This is a genomic window from Candidatus Planktophila sulfonica (genome assembly GCF_002288065.1).
Classification (GTDB): Bacteria; Actinomycetota; Actinomycetes; order Nanopelagicales; family Nanopelagicaceae; genus Planktophila; species Planktophila sulfonica.
In genome coordinates this window covers 201171-227818 of the sequence record NZ_CP016773.1, presented here as the reverse complement: position 1 = coordinate 227818, position 26648 = coordinate 201171, and the positions used below count along the sequence as shown (strand labels likewise).

32 protein-coding genes and 1 other RNA gene are annotated in these 26648 nt (G+C 48.1%); 8 read left to right on the top strand and 25 right to left on the bottom strand.

Features of this window, described 5'->3' with window-relative positions; translation table 11 throughout:
* Positions 1-29 precede the first annotated feature (29 nt).
* From A1sIA56_RS01105 to trhO, 5 genes are read right to left on the bottom strand one after another with little or no spacing between them, the layout of a single operon-like run.
* Positions 30-620: a DUF2017 domain-containing protein gene (locus A1sIA56_RS01105; RefSeq protein ID WP_095673129.1), complete on the bottom strand. Its 591-nt coding sequence runs from the start codon at positions 618-620 to the stop codon at positions 30-32.
* On the bottom strand, positions 617-910 hold the full coding sequence (gene clpS, locus A1sIA56_RS01100) for an ATP-dependent Clp protease adapter ClpS (protein WP_095673128.1): 294 nt from the start codon (positions 908-910) through the stop codon (positions 617-619). Before clpS ends, A1sIA56_RS01105 begins: the two co-directional genes overlap by 4 nt.
* Entirely contained in the window at positions 910-2682 is a 1773-nt protein-coding gene (locus A1sIA56_RS01095) for a glycosyl hydrolase family 18 protein (RefSeq protein ID WP_095673127.1), read from the bottom strand. The genes clpS and A1sIA56_RS01095 overlap by 1 nt, the downstream gene beginning before the upstream one ends.
* Positions 2683-2701: 19 nt before the next feature.
* Positions 2702-3277 (bottom strand): GNAT family N-acetyltransferase, encoded by a 576-nt coding sequence (locus A1sIA56_RS01090; protein WP_095673126.1) that lies wholly within the window; start codon positions 3275-3277, stop codon positions 2702-2704.
* A 6-nt stretch (positions 3278-3283) separates the two neighbouring features.
* A complete protein-coding gene (gene trhO / locus A1sIA56_RS01085) occupies positions 3284-4207 on the bottom strand; it encodes an oxygen-dependent tRNA uridine(34) hydroxylase TrhO (protein ID WP_095673125.1) in 924 nt (307 codons plus the stop codon).
* Positions 4208-4355: 148 nt separating this feature from the next.
* Here trhO and A1sIA56_RS01080 point away from each other — a divergent pair, with 148 nt between their 5' ends.
* From A1sIA56_RS01080 to A1sIA56_RS01070, 3 genes are read left to right on the top strand one after another with little or no spacing between them, the layout of a single operon-like run.
* A complete protein-coding gene (locus tag A1sIA56_RS01080; RefSeq protein ID WP_095673124.1) occupies positions 4356-5678 on the top strand; it encodes an HNH endonuclease signature motif containing protein in 1323 nt (440 codons plus the stop codon).
* A gap of 58 nt (positions 5679-5736) precedes the next feature.
* Positions 5737-6780, top strand: coding sequence for a pirin family protein (locus tag A1sIA56_RS01075; RefSeq protein WP_095673123.1), 1044 nt, complete (start codon positions 5737-5739; stop codon positions 6778-6780).
* A gap of 8 nt (positions 6781-6788) precedes the next feature.
* Positions 6789-7169, top strand: a complete 381-nt coding sequence (locus A1sIA56_RS01070; RefSeq protein ID WP_095673122.1) for a VOC family protein — start codon at positions 6789-6791, stop codon at positions 7167-7169.
* Between the two features lie 10 nt (positions 7170-7179).
* Here A1sIA56_RS01070 and A1sIA56_RS01065 read toward each other — a convergent pair whose 3' ends face one another.
* From A1sIA56_RS01065 to argF, 4 genes are all read right to left on the bottom strand, one after another.
* Positions 7180-8589, bottom strand: coding sequence for an NAD(P)(+) transhydrogenase (Re/Si-specific) subunit beta (locus tag A1sIA56_RS01065; RefSeq protein WP_095673121.1), 1410 nt, complete (start codon positions 8587-8589; stop codon positions 7180-7182).
* Positions 8589-8879, bottom strand: coding sequence for an NAD(P) transhydrogenase subunit alpha part 2 (locus tag A1sIA56_RS01060; RefSeq protein WP_095673120.1), 291 nt, complete (start codon positions 8877-8879; stop codon positions 8589-8591). Before A1sIA56_RS01060 ends, A1sIA56_RS01065 begins: the two co-directional genes overlap by 1 nt.
* Entirely contained in the window at positions 8879-10024 is a 1146-nt protein-coding gene (locus A1sIA56_RS01055) for a Re/Si-specific NAD(P)(+) transhydrogenase subunit alpha (protein ID WP_095673119.1), read from the bottom strand. Before A1sIA56_RS01055 ends, A1sIA56_RS01060 begins: the two co-directional genes overlap by 1 nt.
* A gap of 142 nt (positions 10025-10166) precedes the next feature.
* Positions 10167-11111 (bottom strand): ornithine carbamoyltransferase, encoded by a 945-nt coding sequence (argF, locus tag A1sIA56_RS01050; protein ID WP_095673118.1) that lies wholly within the window; start codon positions 11109-11111, stop codon positions 10167-10169.
* Between the two features lie 35 nt (positions 11112-11146).
* On the opposite strand from argF, the gene A1sIA56_RS01045 reads away from it, so the two are divergent.
* The gene (locus tag A1sIA56_RS01045) at positions 11147-11434 is read left to right on the top strand and encodes a DUF3039 domain-containing protein (RefSeq protein WP_095673117.1); all 288 of its coding nucleotides are present in this window, start codon (positions 11147-11149) and stop codon (positions 11432-11434) included.
* Between the two features lie 3 nt (positions 11435-11437).
* On the opposite strand, the gene ssrA is transcribed toward A1sIA56_RS01045, so the two are convergent.
* The 13 genes from ssrA to A1sIA56_RS00980 all read right to left on the bottom strand — a co-directional run bounded on the left by ssrA (position 11438) and on the right by A1sIA56_RS00980 (position 20042).
* Positions 11438-11808, bottom strand: a transfer-messenger RNA (tmRNA) gene (gene ssrA / locus A1sIA56_RS01040).
* A 114-nt stretch (positions 11809-11922) separates the two neighbouring features.
* The gene (smpB, locus tag A1sIA56_RS01035; protein ID WP_095673116.1) at positions 11923-12405 is read right to left on the bottom strand and encodes an SsrA-binding protein SmpB; all 483 of its coding nucleotides are present in this window, start codon (positions 12403-12405) and stop codon (positions 11923-11925) included.
* 38 nt (positions 12406-12443) lie between these two features.
* Positions 12444-13346, bottom strand: a complete 903-nt coding sequence (gene ftsX / locus A1sIA56_RS01030) for a permease-like cell division protein FtsX (RefSeq protein WP_095673115.1) — start codon at positions 13344-13346, stop codon at positions 12444-12446.
* 38 nt (positions 13347-13384) lie between these two features.
* Positions 13385-14074 carry a cell division ATP-binding protein FtsE gene (ftsE, locus tag A1sIA56_RS01025; RefSeq protein ID WP_095673114.1) on the bottom strand — a complete coding sequence of 230 codons (690 nt, stop codon included), beginning with the start codon at positions 14072-14074 and terminating at the stop codon, positions 13385-13387.
* Positions 14075-14206: 132 nt separating this feature from the next.
* The gene (prfB, locus tag A1sIA56_RS01020; protein WP_095673113.1) at positions 14207-15313 is read right to left on the bottom strand and encodes a peptide chain release factor 2; all 1107 of its coding nucleotides are present in this window, start codon (positions 15311-15313) and stop codon (positions 14207-14209) included.
* Between the two features lie 20 nt (positions 15314-15333).
* Positions 15334-15822 carry a hypothetical protein gene (locus A1sIA56_RS01015; RefSeq protein WP_150121987.1) on the bottom strand — a complete coding sequence of 163 codons (489 nt, stop codon included), beginning with the start codon at positions 15820-15822 and terminating at the stop codon, positions 15334-15336.
* Between the two features lie 72 nt (positions 15823-15894).
* Positions 15895-16320 carry a TadE/TadG family type IV pilus assembly protein gene (locus tag A1sIA56_RS07020; RefSeq protein ID WP_223298488.1) on the bottom strand — a complete coding sequence of 142 codons (426 nt, stop codon included), beginning with the start codon at positions 16318-16320 and terminating at the stop codon, positions 15895-15897.
* The gene (locus A1sIA56_RS01005; RefSeq protein WP_095673110.1) at positions 16320-16553 is read right to left on the bottom strand and encodes a hypothetical protein; all 234 of its coding nucleotides are present in this window, start codon (positions 16551-16553) and stop codon (positions 16320-16322) included. Before A1sIA56_RS01005 ends, A1sIA56_RS07020 begins: the two co-directional genes overlap by 1 nt.
* A gap of 132 nt (positions 16554-16685) precedes the next feature.
* Positions 16686-16925, bottom strand: coding sequence for a hypothetical protein (locus A1sIA56_RS01000; protein WP_150121986.1), 240 nt, complete (start codon positions 16923-16925; stop codon positions 16686-16688).
* Positions 16926-16990: 65 nt separating this feature from the next.
* Positions 16991-17764 (bottom strand): type II secretion system F family protein, encoded by a 774-nt coding sequence (locus tag A1sIA56_RS00995; RefSeq protein WP_190277016.1) that lies wholly within the window; start codon positions 17762-17764, stop codon positions 16991-16993.
* Between the two features lie 20 nt (positions 17765-17784).
* A complete protein-coding gene (locus A1sIA56_RS00990; protein ID WP_095673107.1) occupies positions 17785-18516 on the bottom strand; it encodes a type II secretion system F family protein in 732 nt (243 codons plus the stop codon).
* Positions 18513-19499 carry a TadA family conjugal transfer-associated ATPase gene (locus tag A1sIA56_RS00985; RefSeq protein ID WP_095673106.1) on the bottom strand — a complete coding sequence of 329 codons (987 nt, stop codon included), beginning with the start codon at positions 19497-19499 and terminating at the stop codon, positions 18513-18515. The genes A1sIA56_RS00990 and A1sIA56_RS00985 overlap by 4 nt, the downstream gene beginning before the upstream one ends.
* A gap of 72 nt (positions 19500-19571) precedes the next feature.
* Positions 19572-20042 carry a diguanylate cyclase domain-containing protein gene (locus tag A1sIA56_RS00980; RefSeq protein ID WP_095673105.1) on the bottom strand — a complete coding sequence of 157 codons (471 nt, stop codon included), beginning with the start codon at positions 20040-20042 and terminating at the stop codon, positions 19572-19574.
* 51 nt (positions 20043-20093) lie between these two features.
* On the opposite strand from A1sIA56_RS00980, the gene A1sIA56_RS00975 reads away from it, so the two are divergent.
* The gene (locus tag A1sIA56_RS00975; RefSeq protein WP_095673104.1) at positions 20094-20474 is read left to right on the top strand and encodes a hypothetical protein; all 381 of its coding nucleotides are present in this window, start codon (positions 20094-20096) and stop codon (positions 20472-20474) included.
* Positions 20475-20505: 31 nt separating this feature from the next.
* Here A1sIA56_RS00975 and A1sIA56_RS00970 read toward each other — a convergent pair whose 3' ends face one another.
* The gene (locus A1sIA56_RS00970) at positions 20506-21261 is read right to left on the bottom strand and encodes an SDR family NAD(P)-dependent oxidoreductase (protein ID WP_095673103.1); all 756 of its coding nucleotides are present in this window, start codon (positions 21259-21261) and stop codon (positions 20506-20508) included.
* Positions 21262-21442: 181 nt separating this feature from the next.
* On the opposite strand from A1sIA56_RS00970, the gene A1sIA56_RS00965 reads away from it, so the two are divergent.
* Complete coding sequence (locus A1sIA56_RS00965; RefSeq protein WP_095673102.1) at positions 21443-25183, top strand: multifunctional oxoglutarate decarboxylase/oxoglutarate dehydrogenase thiamine pyrophosphate-binding subunit/dihydrolipoyllysine-residue succinyltransferase subunit; 3741 nt, start codon at positions 21443-21445, stop codon at positions 25181-25183.
* Entirely contained in the window at positions 25180-25455 is a 276-nt protein-coding gene (locus tag A1sIA56_RS00960) for a glutaredoxin domain-containing protein (protein ID WP_095673101.1), read from the top strand. The genes A1sIA56_RS00965 and A1sIA56_RS00960 overlap by 4 nt, the downstream gene beginning before the upstream one ends.
* Here the strand turns inward: A1sIA56_RS00960 and A1sIA56_RS00955 are convergent.
* Positions 25452-25796 carry a S26 family signal peptidase gene (locus A1sIA56_RS00955; protein ID WP_095673100.1) on the bottom strand — a complete coding sequence of 115 codons (345 nt, stop codon included), beginning with the start codon at positions 25794-25796 and terminating at the stop codon, positions 25452-25454. The two genes, A1sIA56_RS00960 and A1sIA56_RS00955, sit on opposite strands and share 4 nt — an antisense overlap.
* A 35-nt stretch (positions 25797-25831) precedes the next feature.
* On the opposite strand from A1sIA56_RS00955, the gene sodN reads away from it, so the two are divergent.
* Positions 25832-26230: a superoxide dismutase, Ni gene (gene sodN / locus A1sIA56_RS00950; RefSeq protein ID WP_095673099.1), complete on the top strand. Its 399-nt coding sequence runs from the start codon at positions 25832-25834 to the stop codon at positions 26228-26230.
* A gap of 12 nt (positions 26231-26242) precedes the next feature.
* On the opposite strand, the gene A1sIA56_RS00945 is transcribed toward sodN, so the two are convergent.
* On the bottom strand, positions 26243-26647 hold the full coding sequence (locus A1sIA56_RS00945) for a thioesterase family protein (RefSeq protein WP_095673098.1): 405 nt from the start codon (positions 26645-26647) through the stop codon (positions 26243-26245).
* Position 26648: the final 1 nt, after the last annotated feature.

Genomic DNA, 26648 nt, shown 5'->3' with positions numbered 1-26648 from the left:
CCTACACAAGAATTTCTAGTGGAGAGAACTTACGAGTTACCGAGCTGTGATTCTTCATCTTCTTCGGCATCATCTATGAGCGCCGATAGCAATGTCTCTTGTAGCCAACCGAGCCATGTATAGACCGCATACACCCCGCGCAAAGGATCATCGGGCGCCAAAAGTTCAAGATCTTCATGAGAATTGTTCTGCACTTTTAATCTGACACCGAGTGCTAGGCGAATATCATTGATTGCTCCAAGCCATGCGTTGGCATTGTCATGATCTAAATCAATGACACCGTCATCGGCAGATTTCAGATGAATACGCATAGAGATTGCATGTGCTTGTTTCTTCTGTCGCAAAGTCGCTTCTGTGTATCGCCTAAATTCTGATGCATCCACTTGATCTGCATATGCATTGGGAAGCAGGCGGTGAAGCACTTCATCTTCTGGTGGAGAGTCGTGTGAAGTAATTCCAACCATCGCCGCCAGTGGGTCATCGTGGCCATGATCATGGCGCTCAGCCAGCAATTCAATGATTTGCTCGCAGAGATTGAGGAGCACTTCCTTTTCACTGTCAGCAAATGTTGCTACATATGAATGGTCGCCATGGCGCTTAAAACCTTCGGTCGCGGTCATAGCTGATCGCCACGTTGCAAGGTGGCCCAAAGCCCATATTCATGTAGGCGTGCCACATCATGTTCCATCTCTTCGCGGCTGCCGGTAGAAACAATGGCCTTGCCATCATTATGAACTTGCAACATCAACTCTGTTGCACGCGCCTTTGAATATCCGAAGAGCTCCATAAATACATAGACCACATACGTTTGCAGGTTTACGGGGTCATCCCAGACGATGGTGACCCAAGGTGTATCGCCAGAAAAGATTGCACGAATCTCTTCTTCGATTTTATCTGCAGTCTTTACCATCACCGGATAATGATATTAAAGGTTGGGCTGCTCACAACGTTCCAGAGCGAATCTGCAGCAACAGTTACTCGAAATGGGATAACTCCTCGTGGGTAACCGCTTAGCGAGATTGTGAAATTGCCTTGAGCATCTGTCAGAACTGCCGTTCCGGCTGCTTTCCACTCTTTTCCAACAAGTCTTTCTAGTGTGACTGAACTTCCTGCAAGACGTGGCCTGATATTTCCAGTGATGGTTATTGGGGCCGCAGACTTAACTGTTGCAGGCGCTGATACGACGAGAAGACGATTGACGGAGACCGGGAACTCTGGGCTTAAGCCTTCGGTACGTTCCCATGTTGCATCTGATGCGACGCGGATGGCGGTGCTCTTTCCGACAATGACAGCTTTCTCAATCTTTCCATCGATGCCAGATGTGGCTGTTGCAAGAAGTCGCCACGTTGAATCACCTTGTGATTTACCTTCGATGCGAACAGGTACTCCAGCAACTGCAGATTTATCTTTAATTGTTATCAGCGCATTTACAGTAATTGGATTTCCATAATCAACGACGTTCTTATCAATTGCAGCAGTCAGTGTTACTTGATCTGGGGCAACTGATTTAGCAACTGTGCGAATTGCTTCCATGGCAAAGGGTTCTTCCATGCCGAAAGTCCAGGCCGTAATTCCACCGATTCGATATTTGGTAACAAGGTCTGCACGTAGCGCCCAGCTTCTGGCATCTTGATACCAAGCAGTTCGCGATGCAGTGCAAGATGTAGATAAACCTGTTGCTGTTGTGCCGTTATAGACCTTTTGATACGAGAAGGTCATCTCACCAAATTGCTCGTTATATGTTGGAACTGCGCCATATGTTGCCGCTAGAGCTGCTGCATCGCGCATGACAAATGTTGCTGCCTTTGCACCTGCTTTTACTGTATTGATCACGTTTGCAGGACAGACGCCAGTTACCGCTGTCACCCAGTCGCGTCCATATCCAGGTACTCCGACATAAACCTTTGAGGCAGGCATGATGGAAACTGCATATTGAACTGTGCGTTCGGTCCAGGTGATGGGGCCAATTGGACCAACCTTCGAGACTGAATAGTCGTACGTCATGATTCGCAACTTATCGATGTAAGGCGCAATGGCAGCCCATGCATATACAAAGTAACCCTTTTGAGCCCCAGTTGGGTTCAGTACATATGGCGTTGAGACCGAAAGCAACTTCTTCTCTGCACGCAGTGCGGCGCTTAGCTCTTTCACGAGTGCAACCCACGAAGGTGCCGTGCCTGCCCATGTGGAGTTTCCGTCAACAAAGGCAAAACCTTCAAAATCTAGATCAATGCCATCGTAATTATTTGTGCGTACTAAATTCATAATCGCATTCACGACTTGTGTGCGCGAAGTTGGATTCTTAAGGAGTCCTGCCAAAACCAATTTGCTCGTTCCGTCGGTAATGGTGGGAATAATCGAAAGTCCGGCATTGCGCATGGCTGTCAGTGGTTCTGAGATTGGAACACTTGGATTTGCTGGAGCATATAAATCTGCAACGTATGGAGCTTTCGCTTTCCCATCGAATTTCAAGGTGTACCAAAAGGGCATTACTTCGCGAACCAAATCGGCATTGTTAAGCGCATCGGGAAGCGCTGTCTTCATGGAGTAATAAGGAATCCAGCCAGTCAGGATCTTGCGCGGAGGATTGTCATCGGCACGGGCTGGAGCTGTGAGGGCTGTTGCGAAGAGCGAGAGAGTTGCAATGACTAGGGCTGTTGAACGAAAGAGGTTCTTTGCCATGGCATTCCTCTCTGTGAAATTACTGCTCTAGCGGTGTCCAGGTCGTATCGGTCGTTGCAAAGAGTGCCATATCAATCTGCCGACCATCATCACGTGTGACCTTGTTGCGCAATATTCCTTCCTTTTGGAAGCCCGCAGTTGTGAGAAGTTTCTGTGAAGCGGCGTTTTCTACATCGGCAAGACCATCAATACGTCTAAAGCCAATTGTGCGCAATCCATAATCAGTAATCATCTTGGCAGCGATTGTTCCGATGCCTTGCCCGCGCATCGATTTCTCAAGCCAGTAACCGATTTCAGCGGTGTGATTCTTGATGTTGATGGTGTGAAGCGAAATCACTCCGGCAAATTTGGCGTCAGCGCCATTTCCATATTCGATAACAAATCTCAGCTCGCGACGTTCTGCGAGGCTAAATGGATCTGATCGCACGAAATCAATTGCATGATCAAGTGTGTATGTCGCCGGAACTGTGGTGAAAGCGGGAATCAGTGGATCTTGGCAGGCGTTGAAAATTGAATCGATATCTTTTTCAGCGCTTTGGCGCAGGGTGACGAGCCCATATTGCAGAGTGGGGATCTCAGCAGGCCACCAAATCATGAGAGGTTAGCCGACGAGTTCGGAATCGTGCTGACGAGATTGATCGTGTGTGCAGCTGAGGTTTGATGGCAGTGATGCACAGGAATCACAAAGAAGAGTTAATTGGAAACAAGTCTCTGTCTTGCAGTTGCGAAAGTTTTTTGTTGGTGCGCTGCACTTATCGCATTCGCCAATGACCTTTGCCTTATCGCTGAAATCCATAGCAATTCGATCATCAAAGACGTAAAGTGAGCCTTCCCAGTTTGCATCGTCACCAAAACGCTCACCGTACTTAACGATTCCGCCATCGATTTGGTAGACCTCGTTAAATCCGCGTTTCTTCATGACTGCAGATAAAATCTCGCAACGAATTCCGCCGGTGCAATAAGTAACGACTGGCTTATCTTTAATGTGGTCGTACTTTCCGCTCTCGATTTCGCGGATGAAATCGCGCGAAGAATCTACATCTGGAACGATTGCATTCTTAAACTTTCCGATTTTTGCTTCGTATGCATTTCGTCCGTCGAAGAAGACGACGTCATCGCCGCGCTCTTTTACAAGCTCTTCGACTTGTTCTGGGCGAAGGTGTACGCCGCCACCGACTACGCCATTTTCATCAACTTCAATCTCGTTGGGGCTACCGAATGCCACGAGTTCATCTTTGATGACGACGCGAAGGCGAGGGAATTCGTTGCCGGTTCCATCTGACCATTTAAAGACTGTCTTTTTAAATCCGTTATATCTGCGAGTTTCAGTCACATATTTCTTAACATCAGCCATTTGGCCGCCGACTGTTCCGTTGATTCCATGCTTTGAAATCAGGATGCGCCCTTTGAGATTCAGAGATTGGCAAAGATATTTCTGCCATAGCAGCACAGCTTCAGGATCGTCGATTGGCGCAAATTTGTAATACAGAATCACCTTGTTGAGCTTCGGCGCATGCTTGTTCACGTTCCTATTCTAACGCCGCTACCGACTGTAATAAACCCGCCCATTTGCGCACGCAGAGCCACCCACTCGAAAATACTTTTCCCCAGTTATCGATAGCCAAGCAAAAAGACAGAGCGCTTTGTCAGTGCGCTCAACGAATATCACCTCCATGACGACAGCCCGCCTTATCGATGTAGCTGAGCTCTCTGAACATGTCTCAGAGCTTCTCCGCACGATTCCGGGTGCCGCAACATTGGCTCGTCTCTCAGAAATTGATCCGTGCTCACTCAGCGCCGCTGATCGCATTAACTACCTCGCAGCTCTCGACCGCCAAGATGGCTGGCTCTATGCGTTACGTCAACGTGCAATTGCCGCAGTTGCTGGACTGCAGCCCAGCGAAGGTGAAGGGCCGCTTTATGGTGTTGATGAGGCAGAGCGCGAAGATGTTTCAACCGCACTTCGATTGGCACCAGCTACTGCTCAGTCACGCATTGATATTGCGCGCACTTTGGTTAATAACTTGCCTAACACCTGTTCGGCGCTTGCTACCGGAGAAATTTCTGCTGCGCATGCCACCGTTATCGCACGCGAAGCAGCAATTGCGATTCGTAACGGTGCACCGGATTCAGTTATCTTCGAAGTAGAACAGCGAGCAATTTCCTTCGCCGAACTACATACACCTGGGCAAGTAGCAGCGCGTGTGCGAACTGATATTGCTAAAGCTATTCCCGAAGAGTTCGAAGAAATCACATCGCGTGCGACGGCGCTTCGTCGAGTCAGTTGCTATAACGAAGCGGATGGCATGTCTACAGTTGTCGCAATTTTGCCCGCGGCCGATGCGCAGATAGTTATGAATTCGATCGAAGCATTTATCCTGCGCCAAGATCAACTTCATCTCTCACAGAACAAAAGCGATACAGATCGCACAATTGATCAGAAGCGCGCAGATGCACTTTCAACAATCTGCTCTAACTTTCTCTCTGAAGTCTCTGAGACCGTCACTCCGCAGCGTCGTCCGCTCACCGTCAATGTGACTGTCGATCTACCAACACTTCTAGGTCTTGCTGAAAATCCTGGTCAGCTTGCGGGCTACGGCCCTATTCCCGCGTCGGTTGCTCGAGAACTCGCATCGGATGCGAAGTGGAAGAGATTCATTACAGAGCCACAAACTGGCAATCTTCTTGATTTTGGGCGCGAAAGTTACGAGCCACCGCAACATCTCAAGGATTTTCTGATCGCCCGAGATCGAACTTGTCGTTTTCCAGGTTGTCGAAGGTCGGCCCTTCTCTCCGATCTCGATCACGCCGAAAGTTGGGAATCCGGGGGTTCAACCTCTCCTGAAAATATCGGCGCACTCTGTCGAAGGCATCACCGACTCAAGACTCACGACGGCTGGAGAATTCAAAGCTTTAGCGATGGCTCCTGCACCTGGACATCTCCGCTCGGAAAAGAGTTCTTCACGCCTGCACGCTCCATGAATGAGCCCGTTTAATTCGCCTTGCGACTAGTTGAAAGTTCAACTACATTTAACGCAAGTCAAAGGAGCCACCGTGCCAGCAGTAACCGTCAGTGACATCACTATCCTTCCGCGCATCAGCGATACAACAGGTCTGCGTGCGCGTCGCGTTAAGAGCATTACAACTGCTCCGCAAGGTTTTGAAGGAGAAGGTTTCCCGGTCCGTCGTGCATTTGCTGGTGTTGATTTAGCAGAGCTCGATCCATTTATTCACCTCGATCAAATGGGTGAAGTGGAATATGCACCAGGTGAGCCAAAGGGAACTCCGTGGCACCCACACCGTGGTTTCGAAACTGTTACATACATTATTGATGGCATCTTTGATCATAAAGATTCCAATGGTGGCGGCGGAACAATCTCTGATGGAGATACGCAATGGATGACTGCTGGTGGCGGAATTCTTCACATTGAAACTCCCCCAGAGCATCTCGTGATGTCAGGTGGCTTGTTCCACGGTTTCCAACTTTGGGTAAATCTCCCAGCAGCTAAGAAGTGGTCACCTCCTGCATATCAGGATGTTCGTGCAAACGACGTTGCACTTCTATCTTCAACTGATGGCGGTTCCCTTGTTCGCATCATTGCTGGTGAACTTGATGGCCATGTAGGTCCTGGAACAACACAGACTCCAATTACTTTGATTCACGCAACTGTGGCACCTGGTGCAGAACTTCGCCTTCCATGGCGCAAGGATTACAACGCACTTGTTTACACAATGTCAGGACATGGTTTTGTTGGTGACGAACAGCGTCCGGTTTCAATGGGTCAGCTCACCGTCTTCGGAGATGGCGACACAATCGTTGTGCGTGCTGCGAATCAGCAAGAGTCACGTTCACCAAACCTCGAGCTCTTTATTCTCGGTGGTCAACCAATCAAGGAACCTGTTGCTTGGATGGGTCCATTTGTCATGAATACAAAGCGCGAAGTACTTCAAGCATTTGAAGATTTCCAGAAAGGTCTCCTGGGCTCAATCCCAGCGATCTATAAGGAAGATGCCAAGAAGCCGCTGAACCGCACAGATAAGTTATCTGGCGATGTTCTCGACGTTCATAACGCGCCTACTGACTTACAAGAGGGATAATTTCCTGCATGGCACTCAGACTGCAATGCATCACCATTGACGCCCAAGACCCTTTAGCGCTTGCTCAATTCTGGGCTGAAGCACTTGGTTGGAAAATTGGCGAAGATGTAAACGAGATTGAAGTTTGGATTGAACGCGAATTAGGCGATCCAAAGAACACCGGATTTCCTGACATTCTCTTCTTGAAGAATTCAACACCTAAGAGTGGCAAAAATAGATTGCATTTAGATCTTCGCCCTGATGATCAAGCTGCCGAAGTTGCTCGCCTTGAGAAATTGGGAGCGAAGCAGATTGATATTGGACAGTCGGCTGAACCCACATGTACATGGGTTGTCATGGCAGATCCCGAAGGAAATGAGTTCTGTGTCTTACGTGAAAGACAGTCTTAGAGCGCTCGAGTTAAAGTGCTTTAAGCGCTGAGACAACCTTTGTAAGAGATGCCTTTGCGTCTCCAAAGAGCAACATTGTCTTTGGATCGTAGAGAAGTTCATTCTCGATACCAGCAAAACCTGGGCGCATTGAGCGCTTCAGGAAGATGATGTTCGATGCGTGATTGACTTCAAGAATCGGCATTCCATAGATAGGACATCCTGGAGTTGTCTGCGCTGCAGGGTTCACGACGTCATTAGCTCCAATAACTATCGCGACATCTGTCTGACCGAAAGTTGGATTTACTTCATCCATTTCAGCTAGCTGATCGTAAGGAACGTTTGCTTCAGCAAGAAGAACGTTCATATGTCCTGGCATACGACCTGCCACTGGGTGAATTCCATATGCAACATCGATGCCCTTAGAGATCATCAAATCAGCGAGTTCGCGGACAGTGTGCTGAGCTTGTGCAACAGCAAGACCGAAGCCAGGAACGATTACAACGCGGCGTGCATAGTTAAGAAGAATGGCAACGTCATCAGCAGAACCTGAACGCACTGGACGCTCTTCTGCTGAACCTGATGCTTCTTGTGGCTTTGCAGTAAATGCGCCGAACAAAGTTCCAAAGAGGGAGCGGCCCATTGCCTCTGCCATCAAGCGAGTCAAGATAGTTCCTGATGCACCAACGAGAGTTCCGGCGATGATGAGAAGTGTTGATGAGAGTACATATCCACTTGCTGCAACGGTAAGACCAGTAAAGGCGTTAAGGAGTGAGATAACGATTGGCACATCTGCGCCGCCGACTGGAAGTACGAAGAGCACACCAAACAGGAGTGAGAGCACAGCAAGTACTAGAAGTGGTGTAGTTCCGAGCGCTGCAACAACCCAAACAGAAGTACCAAGTACTGCTGCGAGAGTTCCTGCAATAACGAAACGTCCGCCAGGGAATACGACAGGGCGCGTTGTCATCAACTCTTGCAGCTTCATAAATGTGATGATCGAACCGCTGAATGAAACACAGCCAACAACAACGGTAAAGACAGTGAAGATAACTTCTGCAGTTGTGGCTTCTGCGCCAAGGTTGAGATATTCAACGATTGCAACGAGAGCAGCTGCCCCACCACCCACACCGTTAAAGAGTGCAACAAGTTGTGGCATCTGAGTCATTTCGACCTTGCGAGCTGCAGGCACACCAATGATGAGACCAACTGCAATTGCGCCAAGAATCCACCAGAAGTTATGAAGTGGAAGAGAATGACCTACCTCTTCTCCATGTGATGGAGTGACGTAAAGAAATACAGAGAGAGTTGCAACGGTGGCACCGAATGCGCCAATAAGGTTTCCGCGACGAGCTGTCTTTGGATGGGAAAGGCCTTTGAGAGCCAAGATGAAAGCAACACCGGCAGCGAGGCCAATCAAGCTATAGAGAGTGCTATTCATTATTCGCCCCCCTTCTTCTTCGGCTTAAACATTTCGAGCATGCGGTCTGTAACTACGAAGCCGCCGACCATATTGATTGTCGCAAGGACAATCGCGGCAAGAGATAAGCCGAGTTCAAGATTTGATTCGCTGTGATCGGCAACGATGATGGCGCCAACAAGAATGACGCCGTGGATTGCGTTTGCACCTGACATCAAAGGTGTGTGAAGTGTTGAAGAAACTTTCGAAACTACTTCAAATCCCACAAAGACTGCGAGAGTAAAGATGGAAATGATTGCGATTGCATCCATTAGTTAGCACCGCCCTTCTCGCTTGCTCCTGGTGTGTGCTTGGCACCACCATGAGTTGTGGCTGACTTGTCGATGATCTCATCGGTGAAATCAATATTGAGAGCAACTGGTGCTCCATCTTTACTTGGCGTGGTCATCAAGGTCAGAAGGTTTACGACGTTGCGTGAATACAAGCTAGAAGCGTGGAATGGGAGCTGGCTTGGTACATCTTTACCGCCCCAGATCTGAACGCCCTTTGCGGTAACAACAATCTCACCTGGCTTTGATCCTTCGACGTTTCCGCCAGTTTCTGCAGCTAAGTCAACGATGATTGTTCCGGCATCCATCGCATCAACCATCTGCGCTGTCATTAAGCGAGGTGCTGTGCGTCCTGGAACTGCTGCCGTTGTAATCACTACATGTGACTTTGCAATGTACGGAGTCAAAAGTTCACGCTGCTTTGCTGCGCGCTCTTCTGTCATTTCGCGCGCATAACCGCCAGCGCCTTCGAGTGCTTCGAGTTCAAGGTTGATAAATGTTGCACCCATTGACTTCACTTCATCAGCAGATGAAGGACGAACGTCATAAGCGCTTACAACGCCGCCAAGTCGGCGAGCTGTTGCAATTGCTTGAAGTCCTGCAACACCTGCTCCGAGAACAAGTACCTGAGCCGGTGTAACTGTTCCCGCAGCCGTCATAAGCATTGGGAAGAATCGTGGTGAAAGTTCAGCGCCGACAAGTGCTGCGCGATATCCAGCACAGAGTGCTTGTGACGTAAGCGCATCCATAGATTGCGCGCGTGAAATACGTGGAACGAGTTCAAGTGAGAAGGCTGTTACTCCGGCACTTGTTGCTGCATCGATTGAATCAACTGCAGTAACTGGAGAAAGGAAAGAGATTGTGACGGCGCCTTTCTTGAGGCTGCCCATCTGCGCTGGTGTCAGTGAGGTAACGGAGAGAACCACATCTGCATCACTAATAACGTTGCCACTCTTTACTGTGGCACCTGCAGCTGTAAAGAGATCATCCGTTGCTTGCGAATGAACGCCTGCTCCAGATTCAATGACGACTTCATAACCAAGTCGCGTTAACTTATTGATGACATCTGGCACGAGCGCTACGCGCTTCTCACCATCTCTGATTTCTCTAGGAACAGCTACTCTCATGGCGATAAAGGTAGTGGGTGAATGCCGAGAGGGCTATGCGAATTGCATCAGATTCGGCCAATTGCCGCAGAACTATCTCGACATAAAGAGATAATTAATAAGAAGTCCCGCAGCGATTGTTAGCCAGGGACTTGCTTAGTAATTATCTCGGCAAACCCTTTAATTCACCGCGGGTGAGGTGATAGAGCAACGCTTGAATCGTTGTGCGGCGGTGATACGCCTCGCGCCAGATGACTGACTTTGGTCCATCAATCACTGACGCTTCAACTTCTTCACCACGGTGAGCAGGAAGGCAGTGCATAAAGATGGAATCTTTCTCTGTCAGTGACATCAAATTCTCGGTCACTGCATACGGCGCAAGCGCCTTCATCTTTTCGGTGCGCTCTACTTCAGGATCGCCCATCGACATCCACACATCTGTGTAGAGAACTGATGCACCCTTTGCTGCAGCTTCTGCATCTGTAGTTACTTCAATAGTTCCGCCGCTCTTTGCGGCAATCTCTTTCGCCTTTGCAACTACTGCTGCATCTGGTGCCCACTTACCATCAGGCGTTGCTGCAACAACATGTGCGCCCATGATTGCGCCCATGATCAACCAGGCGTGGGTCATATTGTTTCCGTCGCCGAGATAAACAAATTTGCGGCCCTTGATGTCGTTGCCAAAGTTCTCGCGGATTGTTACCCAATCTGCAAGAAGCTGAGTTGGGTGATCATCATCGGTGAGTCCATTGATGACAGGAATTGAAGATTCAGCGCCGAGTTCATCGACATCAGATTGTTTAAAGGTACGAATAATGAGCGCATCACAGAAACCGCTGATGATCTTTGCTGTATCAGCGATAGTTTCACCGCGACCAAGCTGCAGATCATCGCCGCGGATAAAGATAGGTGTTCCGCCAAGGTGTGCCACTGCTGTTTCTGAAGCCAAGCGAGTACGTGTTGAAGGCTTGGTCATGTAGATCGCGACAGTCTTATTGCTCAACGCTGTGTTGGAGCGGAGCGGATTCTTCGCAAAGTCAGCAGCTGTATCGAGGAGTAAATCGACATCAGCGCGGGAAAGGTGCTCTGTGCGTAGTAAGTCTTTCATTGGGAGATTCTACAGTCATATTAGATACTAGGAGTATGGGTATTTTCGACCGCGGTCTACCAACGCTTGATTCACCTATTACTGGTGCAGATACAGACACACTCACTCGCCCCGTAGAACAAGAAGATGATGGTGGGCATGATCGCTTTGCTCATTACATTAAGAAAGAGAAGATTGTTGAATCAGCAGTAACCGGTAAATCTGTCCGCGCTTTATGCGGAAAGAAATGGGTTCCTTCCCGTGATCCGCAGAAGTATCCCGTCTGCCCAATCTGCAAAGAGATTTACGACGGTCTGCGCGAAGGACCAAAAGATTCAGAATAGAACTGGTGGAGGTGCCGGGAATCGAACCCGGGTCCTTCAGAATTAAAACAGGGCTTCTACGGGCGTAGTGTGTTTATCGTTTTCTCAGTCCTGAATCTCTTACACACAAGTATTCAACGAACTCATTTGCGAAACTGTTCTCTCGAGATATTCGCAACGCTATCTCGATGAAAAGCTCTCTAGCGACGCCAGGTTCCGGGACGAGAGCGCGCCCGGGCTGACGGATTCGGTACTAGCTTATGCAGCTAGAGCGAAATCACTGCGACTGTTGTCTGCAGTTATTTGTGCACAGGTTTCATGGTTTACGAGATCATCCCGGCTTCCTCGGCCCGCTTCCCCTGCCTCAACAACTAAAGTCGAGACCGTTCACCCCCAATTTTCTAGCCAGGCTAGGTTGGGAACGTTGAAGAGCGTTTTATTAAGTTGTGCATTCAGTATAGAGAACGCATAAGACAAGTGAGAAATTCCCGAAAATCTAAGCGTGAAAACTAGAAGGAGTCTTTGCCTGATTGGCGGCGTGATAGCTCGCGGTTTACTTCACGGGTTGCTTGCTGCTCCATCAAAGTAGAACGCTTATCGTGCGCCTTCTTACCCTTGGCAACAGCGACTTCAATCTTCGCTTTTCCATCTTTAAAGTAGAGCTGTAATGGAACGAGAGTGATTCCAGAATCCTTTGTGCGCGCAGCAATCTTGCGAAGTTCAAGTTTATGAACAAGCAACTTTCGCTTTCGTCGTGGTGTGTGGTTTGTCCACGTTCCTTCGGTGTATTCAGGAATGTGGACGCCATGTAGCCAGAGTTCGCCATTTTCAACCATGGCGAAGCCGTCGATCAGAGATGCGCGGCCTGCACGGAGTGATTTCACTTCTGTTCCCATTAAGACGATGCCACATTCATAGACATCATCAATGGAGAAATCGTGACGAGCTTTCTTGTTCTGAGCGATGAGCTTCTTACCTAGTTCTTTAACCATGAGCTCACCTCCCAGCAAGTATTACTTTGAAGGGCTAATTAAACCTTCAAATAACGGCGAAGGGTAATGAGAGAAGCAATCGTTGAAACCACGAGGCCTGTAAGGAGCAACCACGCAGAAGCTGCCGCAACTTCGCCCCAACCGAAGAACTTGGTGAAGGTAAGAAGAGGCGCGACCTTCTCTTGGACTACGTACTTAAGCCCTGCAAGAAGACCGGTAGCAAGTCCCCAACCGATAAAGGCAGAGAAAATTCCTTCGAGAAGGAATGGAAGTTGAATCGACCAAGAAGATGCTCCGACCAACTTCATGACACCAGTTTCACGGCGACGGTTAAATGCTGCGATACGAAGTGTGTTGCTAATAAGCAACGCTGCTGTAAGAACTGAGAGAAGGCCAACTGCAAGTGCACCGTTGCGAAGTACGCCAAGTAAACGGAAGAACTTCTCAAGAATGGTGCGTTGATCTTGAACAATATCTACACCAGGTCGACCGCTAAATGCACTGACGACAACATCGAATTGTGTTGGGTCTTTGAGTTTTACGCGGAATGACTCTGGAAGCTGATCTGCTGTGACGTTCTGTGCGATTGCTGAATCCTTAAAGCGCTCTTTAAAACGCTCAAATGCTTCTGTCTGTGATTCGTAGAAGACGCTGTCTACAACTGGAAGTGCATCAAGATCTGCTTTAATTGTTGCGCGCTGTTCTGGAGTTACAACTCCGCCTGCACATGAAGGTGATTCAGAGAGAGATCCGCAGAGGAATACAGATACTTCGATCTTGTCATACCAATAATCCTTCATGGCGCTGACCTGTGAATTTGAGAGAAGTCCGATGCCAAGGAGCGAGAGCGAGATAGCAACTGTGACGATGACGGCAAAGGTCATGGTGAGGTTACGGCGAAGTCCAATTCGGACTTCACTCATTAAGAATCCTGCGCGCATTTTTCTACCTCATATCCTTTGACGATTAGCCTGTCGAATTAACCCGTGTATCCATAAACGCCACGAACTTGGTCGCGGATTACATGGCCGCCATCAAGTTCGATTACGCGCTTGCGCATCTGATCAACAATTCCTGAATCGTGTGTAGCCATTAATACTGTGGTGCCTTCACGATTGATGCGATCAAGTAACTTCATGATTCCTACAGAGAGTGCCGGGTCAAGGTTTCCTGTTGGTTCGTCGGCGATGATGATTGATGGACGAGTTACATATGCGCGAGCAATTGCCACGCGCTGTTGCTCTCCACCAGAAATTTCAGATGGCAGACGATCGCCCTTATCTTCAAGTCCAACGAGTTCAAGCATCTCTGGAACTTCGCGGTTGATCTCTTTCTGCGAGTAACCAAGAACGTGAAGTGAGAATGCAATGTTCTCTGAAATAGTTTTATTAGGAAGCAAACGGAAATCCTGGAAGACAGTGCCGAGCTGGCGACGAAGTTCTGGAACCTTATGGTTTGCAAGAGTTCCAAGATCTTTTCCAGCGACGTGAATAATTCCTGAAGTCGGTCGCTCTTCGCGCAGGATCAAACGTAAGAAGGTTGACTTACCGGAACCTGACATACCGACCAAGAAGACGAATTCGCCCTTAGTGATTTCAAGGCTCACGCTATCGAGGGCAGGGCGATCCTGACCTGAGTAAATCTTCGTTACATTTTCAAACTTAATCACGCGCTGCTCCTTATTTTGACGCACTGGGTGCGAAATTCGTGCAGGGGTGCACGTTTGAGACCTGGGCTTAGTTTATGGAGCGCGAGCGGAAATTCAGGGTTGATTCGCGTTATTTAATGGCAATTCACAGGATTAAGAGTGAGATGCGCTACGGCGCCAGCGAATTCCCGCTTCGATGAAATCATCAATCTCGCCATTAAGTACTGCAGATGTATTGCCTGTTTCATGGTTATTTCGAAGATCTTTCACCATTTGATAAGGCGCCAGAACATAGGAACGCATCTGATTCCCCCATGATCCTGAGTTATCACCCTTAAGAGCATTGATCTTTGCCTGCTCTTCTTGGCGACGACGTTCCAATAACTTTGATTGCAGAACAGCCATAGCTGTAGCTTTATTTTGAATCTGCGAACGCTCGTTCTGACATGAGACAACGATTCCAGTTGGAATGTGAGTTAAGCGAACTGCAGAGTCAGTTGTATTAACGCCCTGTCCCCCAGGGCCAGATGAGCGATAAACATCGACGCGGATTTCTTTCTCATCTAGCTCAATGTGATCGCTCTGTTCCACAACAGGAACAACTTCAACGCCAGCAAATGAAGTGTGGCGACGAGATTGTGAATCAAATGGCGAGATGCGAACCAAACGGTGAGTGCCTTGTTCTACCGAAAGAGTTCCATATGCGTATGGAGCGCTTACTCGGAATGTTGTTGATTTGATTCCCGCTTCTTCAGCGTAGGAAGTTTCAAGGACATCGACCTTATGTTCATGGCGTTCGCAGTAACGCAGATACATACGCATCAACATTTCTGCCCAGTCGGCTGCTTCAACGCCACCTGCTTCAGAGCGAATCGTGATCAAAGCATCTCGGTCGTCATATTCGCCATTGAGAAGAGTTGTTACCTCTAACTCGCTAATCGCCTTCACAGTGGAGTCGAGTTCGCTCTCTGCATCAAGCAACGCTGATCCATCGGGTTCACCGGCTGCTAATTCAAAGAGAACCGGCAGATCATCAACGCGACGACGCAATCCCTTAAGGCGAGCAATCGTTGATTGCACTCGTGACAACTTACTTGTCACAGCTTGAGCCTTCTCAGGGTCATCCCACAGATTCGGAACTCCAGCTGCAGCCTCTAGCTCTACCGCTTCCGCTTCAAGCTTTGGAAGATCTAATACCTTTTCAATCGAGGTAAGGGTCGCGCCAATCTCATTGATTTCGAGGTTGTATTCGCGAGCCATAGGTGAAGGATAGCGAGAAGTTAACCGATATTAATTCCATAGTAATTTGTGGTGATTTTTCGCTCACCGAAGGTACCTACTTCAGAGATCACTTCAACGTCTCTTATCCCCGTGAAGGGAAGAATAAATGGAAGGTTTACCGTGGCTGAAGTTCTTAAAGATATTTGAAATCCGTCGCACTCAATTGCTTCTACCTTAATCTCTGTAAGGTTTTCACGAATTAACCCACTTCCATTACTGCCTAATTGGGAAATTGAATCAAGCGCATCTCCTGCACCCTTCTGACAATCAATTGGAATACCAGGATCCCGCTCTCCTTCGCCTAATACATTGAGGGCCAACTTTGTGGCGTTGTACTGACTTCGGTAATAGGCATCTAAATCAAGATTACGTACTCCTCGTTGTGCAGCGGCTTCAGTAATTTGAGTGAGTGATCGCTTCGCTAGATATACCGATGAAATATTTGTGAGAATGAGAAGCGTCGTCACTATCATCAGAAAGAGACTCATGATGAGAACTGAAAGCGAGCCGCGTTCATCGCGAAGAAATTTCCGAATCAAATGAGTCCCATTAACTGATTACTAGGCCCACGGAGAGACATATTCAAGAGCTCTCACCGTAATCGCACGCTCTCCGTCACGACTGAAAGTTAACGAAATTCTCACTGAGTTATTTGGTGAAATACATGGCCTTGATAGGCAATCAACTTCCATTCTGATTCTCGACCTTCCTGAGTTATCTCCGAACTTCAGTATTTTTGAACCTTGGGCAACTATTTCCCCTGCAACTGCGAAAGCGATTTCATCGTTTGAACTGGTCACAAAACCTCGCGCTGATTCCCTCGCAAGAGTTCTGAGAACTTCTTGCGCTTCGATCGATGAGGCAAATGAATTGAGGAAGATGAAAAGTGGAATGAAGAGTGGGATTGCAAGTAAGACAAACTCAACAGAGGCGCTTCCGCGCTCTTCTTTTCGAAAAGTCCTCAATGATGTGCGAATAGTGCCCATCATCGCTGATTCTCAATCAGTGCAATTCCTGAGACATCGGTGCGCATTTCATTGCCAAGCGATTCGGTGATACCCGGCAGGAATTTTGGAAGCGAACGCGAGCGATAACTGATTACTAGATCCAAGTTCTGATTTGGATCCGGAGAATCAATATGAAGAAAGGTATCGCTCTCTGAGAATTCTCCGCTGATTGCTCTTGAAGATGCTTCGTCTTGAGCGGAAACTTTCTCCATATTCCTCCCATGGACGGCGATTGTGAGTTGCGCCGAAATAAGAAAGAGGGTGAGTAGTGGGATCAGAACAAGAGAGCTCTCCACACTCCCTCTCTCTTCCGATACAAACTTTCTCAGTTTCTTTAACACCAATTAGCGAATTCCGTTCATGGCATCGAGAGAGTTCTTAAGGATTGCCGTGAGGCGCGGTGCAGCTATGGTCCAGAGCGCAGTAACAAGACCCGTAGTCATCAGAACTACAAGTACCCATCCAGGCACATCACCGCGATCATCGAGTAGAGCTTTGTATATACGTGACTGCTTCATCTGCTTCAACTTTAAAGCAACATATAACTCAGCATTGATCAATCGTTCTTGTATTACTTCTGTCATTTCTTTTTCCTTTCGGTTGGTTTTCTTAAGAAGTTTTCTTGTAATGAACATTGGCGTTCCGCACATCACCCTTGTGCGAACAAATTGAGGTTTGATAAAGAAGGCCACAGAGCAAAGAGAATTGATATCGGGAGTATGAGAAATACGACCGGAATCATCATGGAGAGTTCGGCTTTTGCGGCAGCGGCCAGAGTTCGATTTCGCTGAAAATCTCTCGCCTCACGTGCATGGCTATGTAGAACATCAATAAGGGGTGCGCCTCGTGTAATCGCTATAACGATCGAATCTACAAACCTTCTGACGGCCAAAGAGCTGACACGTCGCCCCATCTCATCGAGTGCATTTGAGAAAGGCGTGCCTGATGAAACCATTTCTATGACCTTCTTAAACTCTTGCGAAAGTGCTCCTCTTCCTCGTGCAGATATTCGTTGCATAGCGCTGAGTGGAGTCTCGCCTGCGGAAAGAGCAAGCGTTAGCGCTTCGACGATGACCGGGAAATCGGATTCGATACTCTCGCGATATTTCTTTACTTCCTCAGTTAACCGATATTCAGTCAGTAGAACCACAGCGCAGATAATGAAGATAGAAATAGCGACCAGTGTGGTGAAGGGAATTTGAGAAAGTATCCAGAAAAGAAATAGAGCAGATACCAGAGCGAATGAAATTATGATCTGTCGATATCGGAAATTCTCATAGTGAATCTCTTCGGGGTAACCGAGTTCAGTTAATTTCCCTCGTACTCCAGATTTATCTCCTATCCGTCGAATGGAATTTAAACTAAGCGACTCAAATGAGAAGTCTTTGTAAATAAGGAAAAATGCTGGGATCAGAAATAGCATTGTGATTGAAAGTATCGAGCTCATTGTGCAGGAGTCATTTCTGCATCAATGAAGATTCGATTCGGATATGGCATTTTGCTCAAGTGATTCATCCATACATATGCCAAGGCGGTAAATCCAAGCCCAGTGATAAGGATTAGCACCCCACCACTCGTTGAGAATGCCTCACTTGTGCTGGGTTGCGTTGAGAGAAGCAGAAGAAGAATCCAGGGAGCGGCGGCAGATAAGTGCGCGGAGTTCTTAATCCAACTTTGTTTAACAACTATTTCGCGACGTAAAGTCAGATCTTCCCGGATGAATTTGGAGAGCAATCTCAAGATGTTTAGTAGCTCTGCTCCACCGAGTTCACGGGAAATAAGTAGAGCCTCTACTACCTGATCAATATTGGGTTCAGCTAATGACTCCTTAACGTGAATGAGTGCAGTCCGAATATCGCCATGAAGACGCATCTCTTGGTTGAAACTCTTGAACTCATCTTTAAATATTTCCGGGCCACGATCGGCCATTCCAGCGAGTGATTCATTGAGTGAAAGCCCTGACTGGACCCCCGAAATGAGTATGTCGATCAATTCTGGTACACCGCCTTGTATCGATGCGGTGCGCTTGCTTTCGCTCTTTCGTTGAGCGATGAAGAGAAAGATTGCGATAAAGGACGAAAAAGCTGTAGCAATGTAGATGGATTGGGAAAATGCAAATGCGACTAGTCCTGAAGCCAGCACGATTGCGACCTGGGTAACTCTTCCAGTTTTCATAATCTCGCCAATCCTCGTTCGTAGGATTGGCCGGTCCAACGCCAAAGAGTTTCAACTTCAGCCCTGTCGTTCTCATATCTTCCAGTGACGTGAACAACTTCGATGAGCTTTCGCGACCCATCGTTTGCAAGAGAGACTTGCACAACCAAATCGATTGCTGATGCAACCGTTGGGGCGATGAATTTGTGAGAAATATTCTCTCCTGCCAATAAAGGAAGAGTTTGTAACTTTGTGATTGCATCTCTTGCTGAATTAGCGTGCAGAGTTCCCATCCCCGGAAGACCTGAGTTAAGTGCTAGAAGTAGATCAAGCGCTTCAGCTTCTCTTACTTCACCAACAATGATTCGAGAAGGTCTCATTCTCAGTGCTTCTTTGATGAGCTGTCGCAAAGAGATCGCACCAGTGCCTTGCAAGTTAGAACTTCGCGTCTGCATTTGAACGAGATCTGGAAACATCGGTTGAAGTTCAAATACTTCCTCTATCGTGATTACTCGTTGGGTTCGAGGAATTTCAGCAATGAGTGCGTTGAGTAAAGTAGTTTTACCTGCTTGCGTTCCGCCGCTCACGAGAATGTTCATTCCAGACTTAACTGCACTCGATAGTTCAGTGGCAATTTCTTCACTCATTACACCCATGGCGGCAAGGTCAAGAATCGATTTCTGCCGCATCAAATGCTTACGGATATTTACCGCCCAGTGCTCAGCTGTAATTTCAGGAATTGCAACGTGCAGTCGACTTCCATCAGGTAACCTGGCATCCACAAATGGTTGAGATAAATCCAACCTACGTCCGCTCCAGATCAAAGCTCGATCAATCAATTGCCTGACCGAATCGCTTGTTAAAACTAAATTAATTAATTGACTCTTGCCGTTTCTGGCAACAAAGATTCTCTGCGGTGAATTAATCCAAATTTCTTCAACAGTTGGATCCGACATTAGTTCCGCGATAGGTCCGAAGACGATGTCGGGATCCATGGTTTCCATGGGGCGAAGTTAGGGTGGCACTGACAACGTGCGTCTGCTTTCTACGGTTTCTGTGGATAGATAGGAGATGAGTTAACTCTGAGTTATACCGATTAACTCTTGGTTATCGAGTCGATTGAGAATTTCTAGGGAGCTTTCACCAATTTTGGCAGTCACAATCGCAGACTTACATAGAGCCGTTTTGCTCCACTCTTGGTGGCTACTCCAACTAGTGACAACTCTTGAAGTCAATGATTCCGCGACTGCCGAAGGTGCCTTCAAAATTACTGTGAATTCAAATCTCCCAAGTCGGGCACATAAGTCTTCAGCCCGTACAGATGTTTTCAACACTTCTGCAAAAGAGAGGATTGCTAGTTCGTATTGAGATTCTTCTGATGCAAGGCTCGCTTGCTCATCTCTTGGAAAGAGTTGAAATCTAATTAATGTGAAACGCGATCGATTTCTCTCTGCTGTTGCTAGTTCTCGACGTAAATTCTCATAAAAATATGGTGGGGCTGCGAGCATGGTGAGTGAGTCGCGAAGCCCATCATGAGAAAAAGTCATCACGCTTTCCAATTAAGCGTTGACTGATACCAGCCTGCTAAAGTCTGCTTCATGGCTGCAAATGATGCACTCTCATCTTCACATCGCTCTATCGTGGCAACCCTTCTTTTTGTAGAAGCTGCCATCGTGCTTGCCCTAGGTCTATGGCTAGTCTTCTTTAGCTTTACTCATGAGAATGAAGAGCTGGCGCCACTTCTAGGTGAGATTTCATTTGCTGCTCTTGGTGCACTTGGGCTATTTGCAGCAGGTCGCGGATATGCGCGAGGAAAGAATTACGGAAGATCGCCAGCGATTTTGGCTAACTTAATTGCTCTTGGTGTTGCTTACTATCAAATACAAGGGGCTTTCTATATTGGAGCAGTCATCATTCTTGCTCTGGCACTACCTACTTTGTACTTTGCATTCGTCATCGCCAAGAACGAGAACAGTTAAAAGTGCCAATGCGATGCAGTCGAGCTTCGCGTCACCAAGGAACTATCTGTTGATCTTCCCAAAGAACGCCTGTTGTATCGCCAGCGTTAAATTCTCTTGTTGCTAACCAGATTGCAGTAGCTGCACCTTCTTCAGCTGAACGTGGTGCATCGGGGCCACCCATGTCGGTGCGTGAATGGTTTGGACATGTTGCATCAACGAGGAATCCGCGAGCGCCGAGACCTGTTTCATGTGCAAGGTTGCGAACGAGTGCGTTAACGCCAGCTTTAGAAATTCTGTAAGGAGCAAGTCCGCCTGCATTTCCTGGTCCTGACATTCGTCCAAGGCATGCAGAGAAGATAATGACGCGACCATTGCGAGCGTCTGCCATGGCAGGTGCAATTCCATTGACAAGTTGGAAGACAGAGTCGAGATTAATTGCCATGACTCGTCGCCATTCGGCATCGTTTGTCTTTAATGTCTTTGACATCTTCTCGCTCATGACGCCATGGGCAAGTACGAGAACTGTTGGAGTGGAAAGTGATTGGTTGAGTGAATCGATGAGTTCGCGAACAAGGTGAGGTTGTTCGAGATCGCACGCATATGTGGAGATGTGAGAGGTGGCAGATCCGTTCTGATGCGTATCCGCATCACGCAACTGCTGAGCTGCTGCTTCTAGGCGCTGTGCATCCTTAGCAATGAGTGCGAGATCGAATCCCTGCAGTGAGAGAGCCTTTGCGACTTCTAGGCCTAGGCCTCGGCTTCCACCTGTGATGATGGCGATTGGGCGGGTGCTCTCAGATGACATGAGCGAACTCTCTCAAGGATTGGGATACCTCGCCTTTTGAAGGTAGAAATGTGCCCAATCTCGCGCACTCTGGAGGGCTTTTGCCATTTTTTCAGCACGCTCACAGCCGATAGTCTTAGCCTGCATCCGCACGCTAGATGTATGTAATAAGTAAGTATGTGAGAACGCAAAGGAGCGCTCAGTGTCGCAATCAGGTCAGGACTTCGGCGCAAACGATTGGCTCGTTGAAGAGATGTACGAGCGCTATCTAGCAGATCCAACCTCTGTTCCATCTGAGTGGATTTCCTACTTCCAGAACAATCCTCAAGCAGGAGCTGCTGTTGCTAACGCTCCTAAGGGCGGAACTCCACCAACACCAAAGCCTGTAACTCCTCCAAATATTTCTGTACAGGGCGCGCCAGTGACACCTTCGGCACCTGCACCGGTTGCTGCTGCTCCCGCTGTGCAAGCACCTGTAACTCCAGCTGCACCTGTCGCAGCTGCACCAGTGCAATCACAACAAATTGTTCGCACTCTTGATACAACTCCTGCAACTCCGGCTCAGCCAGTTGCAAAACCAATTCCAACTTTGGCTACACCTGGTGCATCAACTCTTGAACCAATCCGCGGAGTATCTGCTCGCGTTGTTCAGAGCATGGAAGCTTCATTGACAGTTCCAACTGCAACATCAGTTCGCGCAATTCCTGCGAAGTTGATGATTGATAACCGCATTGTTATTAACAACCATCTCAAGCGCACACGTGGTGGAAAAGTTTCATTTACTCACATCATCGCCTACGCAATGATCAAGGCTCTTCGTGCAATGCCAGAGATGAATGCTTTCTATGGCGAGCTCGATGGAAAGCCAGCGCTTGGTAAGCCAGAACATATCAACTTAGGTATTGCGATCGACTTGGCCAAGCCAGATGGAACTCGTCAGCTCCTTGTTCCATCAATTAAGGGCTGCGAAGGACTTGATTTCGGTCAGTTCTGGGTTGCCTATGAAGAGATTGTGAAGAAGGCCCGCGGCGGAACTTTGACTGTTGAAGATTACGCAGGAACAACAGTTTCGCTGACTAACCCAGGAACAATCGGAACTGTTCACTCAGTTCCACGTCTTGTTCAGGGACAAGGTTTGATCATCGGCGTTGGTGCAATGGATTACCCAGCTGAATTCCAGGGAGCAAGTGAAGCAACGCTTGCCCGCATGGCTATTAGCAAGGTCATTACTCTTACAAGTACTTACGATCACCGCGTTATTCAAGGTGCACAGTCAGGTGATTTCTTAAAGCGCATTAATGAATTCTTGCTTGGTGCAGATAACTTCTACGATGAAATCTTTACAGCGCTCCGTATTCCATACGAGCCAATTCGTTGGGCATCAGACTTTGCATTTACTAAAGACGATGAGATCGATAAGACAGCGCGCGTTCAGCAACTTATCCAGGCATATCGCACATGGGGCCACCTCATGGCAGATATCGATCCGCTGGTTTACGTGCAGCGCACACATCCAGATCTCGATGTTGTTACTCACGGACTTACTTTGTGGGATCTTGATCGTGAATTCGCAACAGGTGGATTTGGTGGAAAGGCATTCCTTCCACTTCGTAAGATTCTTGGAATCCTTCGTGATTCATATTGCCGCTCAATCGGTGTTGAATACATGCATATCTCAAACCCTGAAGAGCGTCAGTGGATGCAGCAACATATTGAGGTTGGCCTGCCATCTATCGAACGTGAAGAACAGCTCCGCATCTTGCGCAAGCTCAATAGCGCAGAAGCATTTGAATCTTTCTTGCAGACAAAGTTCGTGGGACAGAAGCGCTTCTCACTTGAAGGTGGCGAATCTGTTATTCCATTGACCGATGCCATCGTTTCAGCAGCGGCAGAACGTGGACTCGATGAAGTCTGTATCGGTATGCCACACCGCGGACGCCTCAACATGCTTGCAAATATTGCAGGTAAGTCTGTTGGACAGATCTTCCAAGAGTTCCAGGGACATTACGCAGAGAATGAAGTGCACGGTTCAGGAGATGTGAAGTACCACTTGGGTACAGAAGGTGTCTTCACTGCTCAATCAGGTGCGACAACAAAGATTTATCTCGCAGCAAACCCTTCACACCTTGAAGCGGTAAACCCAGTGCTTGAGGGAATTGTTCGTGCAAAACAGGATCGCCTCAATACAAAGGGTGCGTACTCAGTTCTTCCAATCCTTCTTCACGGTGATGCCTCATTTGCCGGACAAGGTGTTAACGCTGAAACCTTGCAGCTAGCTGGCTTGCCGGGCTACCGCACAGGCGGAACTATCCATATCGTCGTAAATAACCAGGTTGGATTTACAACGTCACCAAGCTCTTCTCGTACATCTCGTTACTCAACAGATGTTGCGAAGTTGGTTGAAGCTCCTGTCTTCCACGTTAACGGTGATGACCCTGAAGCATGTGTGCGCGTTGCCCACCTTGCCTTCGAATATCGCCAAGCATTTAATAAAGATGTCGTGATTGACATGGTCTGCTACCGCCGTCGCGGACACAACGAAGGCGATGAACCAAGCTTCACTCAGCCACTTATGTACAAGCTGATTGATGCAAAGCGCACAACTCGTACTTTGTATACCGAAGCACTTGTTGGTCGCGGAGATATCACTCCGGTTGAAGCTGAACAGATTGAAGTTGAGTACCAGAGCCAACTCGAGCAAGTATTTGCATCCGTTGCTAATTACCAAGAAGAGCACGATCCAAACTTCGTGCCTCCAATTGTTCCTAATGCAGAAGATGTACCAACATTTATCTCAGAACAACTCATCCGCGAGATTGCAGCGACACAGATTGCAGTCCCTGAAGGGTTTAACGTCCATCCAAAGCTTCTGCCACAGCTTCAAAAGCGTGCAGAGTCAATCAACGATGGCACTATCGACTGGTCAACCGGTGAAATGCTGGCATTCGGTTCACTACTTAAGGAAGGCCGACCAATTCGCTTGGCAGGACAAGATTCACGTCGCGGAACATTCTCTAACCGCCACGCAGTAATCATCGATAAGGAGAATGGCAGCGAGTGGACACCACTTCGTTCGCTCATCTCTGATGCAAATCAATTCTTCGTCATCGACTCATTGCTCAGCGAATATGCAGCGATGGGTTTTGAATACGGATACTCAGTTGTCCGCGATGAAGCGCTCGTTCTCTGGGAAGGTCAGTTCGGTGACTTCGCAAACGGTGCGCAGACAATCATCGATGAATTCGTCTCTTCAGCACTTCAGAAGTGGGGCGAGCGTTCATCAGTAGTGCTCTTGCTTCCACATGGGTATGAAGGCCAAGGCCCAGATCACTCATCAGCTCGTATTGAGCGCTTCTTAGCTCTCTGCGCTGAGAAGAATATGACTGTTGCACAGCCATCTACTCCAGCTTCGTACTTCCACTTGTTGCGCTTCCACGCAGCAAATCCAAAGCGTCGTCCAATGGTTGTCTTCACACCGAAGTCGATGTTGCGTCTTAAGGCTGCAGCGTCATCAATCAGTGACTTCACTTCAGGAACATTCCTTCCTGTGATTGGTGATTCAACAGTGAATAACGCATCTCGCTTGATCTTCTGTTCAGGAAAGATTTATCACGACCTCGTGGCAGAACGTAATCGCCTCAATGACAGCAGCACTGCAATCGTTCGTGTTGAGCGCCTTTATCCACTTCCTGTCGCACAGATGGAAGTTGAAGCGAAGAAGCATCCAAGCGCTAACTTGCTCTGGGTACAAGATGAACCTGCAAACCAAGGCGCATGGCCACACGTTGCACTCAGCACAACTGAGGCAATCGGTGGAACATCTGTCGATGGTCGCGTTCTTCGTCGCATCTCTCGTCGCGCATCAGCTTCTCCTGCAACTGGTAACCACCACTTGCACGAGGACGAGGCAAAGGCGTTAATGGTCGAGGCATTCACACGATGAGCACTCCAGTTCAAGAGCTTGGTTTATCGGGACAAGAGTTCGTTATGTTCAGCACCGATTGGTGTGGATATTGCAAGCGACTCAAGAGCCAGCTCAATGAAAATGGAATTACATTCCGTGAGATCAATGTTGAGCAAGAGATGAACTATGCATCTTTCGTTGAAGAGGTAAATGGCGGAAACCGCGTTGTTCCAACTCTTTTGTTCTCAGATGGAGTTGCACTTACCAATCCATCAGTGATTGCAGTGAAAGAGAAGCTCGCTAGCCTCTAGCTCTTTTTTCTTCCGCGGGCTCTTTTCATTCGGAATTGAATCTTTGCGCGCACTGAAGTAACAGGAATCCAACCCCAGGTGCGTGAATCAGTTCCTGCGGGGTTATCGCTCAATAGATAGATTGCTGGAAGCTGATCGCCTGATAAGCGGGTTTCACTCACGCGCTTTACATAGAAGATTCCGGGCTGTTCATCGCGTTCTATCACGACAACATCACCGACTTTGATGCGGTTGAGGCCGGTGACTTTGTAGTTAGCCCAGCGCCCCATTAACCAATCGCCGGCGCTATAGGTGGGCTCCATCGAATCGCCTTCAATAATCATCGATGCATGCTTTGCCATGGCGAGATTCTAAGGCTTCGAGTACCCTCGCGCTTATGAGAAATATTCTTACACCGAAAATTACTGTCCACGCACACTGCGACCTTCCATGTGGTGTCTACGATCCTGCTCAAGCAAAGATCGAAGCGCTCTCAGTGAAGGCTTGCATGGAAAAGTATGCAGCTAACCCAGATGCAGATTTCCGTTCACGCTCTGTGGCAATTAAGGAAGAGCGTTCACATCAGGTTAAGGAGCACCTCTGGGTTCTCTGGACTGATTACTTCAAGGCTCCACACTTTGAGAAGTACCCACAGTTGCACTCACTCTTCAATGAGGCGACAAAGCTTGCAGGAGCTGCAGGAACAAAGGGAACTCAAGATATTGCAGTTGCAGATTCATTGATCGCAAAGATCGATGAGATTGCAGCGATCTTCTGGGAGACCAAGAAGGCTTAATTGTTTAAGGAATTATTGAATTAAAGATTGAGCGGCTGTACGAGCGAGGAAAGATAATCGCTCGACAGTCGCTCTTCTTATTTCTGCTTGTGCAAGATGGCGTTCACCGTCATAAACCTCGCACTCGAATGTGAGCTCGCGCCCTTCAATATTAATAACGCGTGCATTGGCGCGGATTTCAACGCCAGCGGTTGCAGAGCCGACAATTTCCAGAGATGAATGGGTAAGAAAAGTAGTCTCGCCAGCATCTAAGTATTCAGATAGCGCTGCAACACATGCACTCTCCATCAGTGAGAGATAGATAGATGGTGCAACTACAGGAAGATCTGAAACTCCCATAGTTACGCAGGTATCGCCGGGGCGAACAGAGAGAACAGAGAAGCCAACGGCTCCCAATACCTCTTCTGCAGGTCTCATA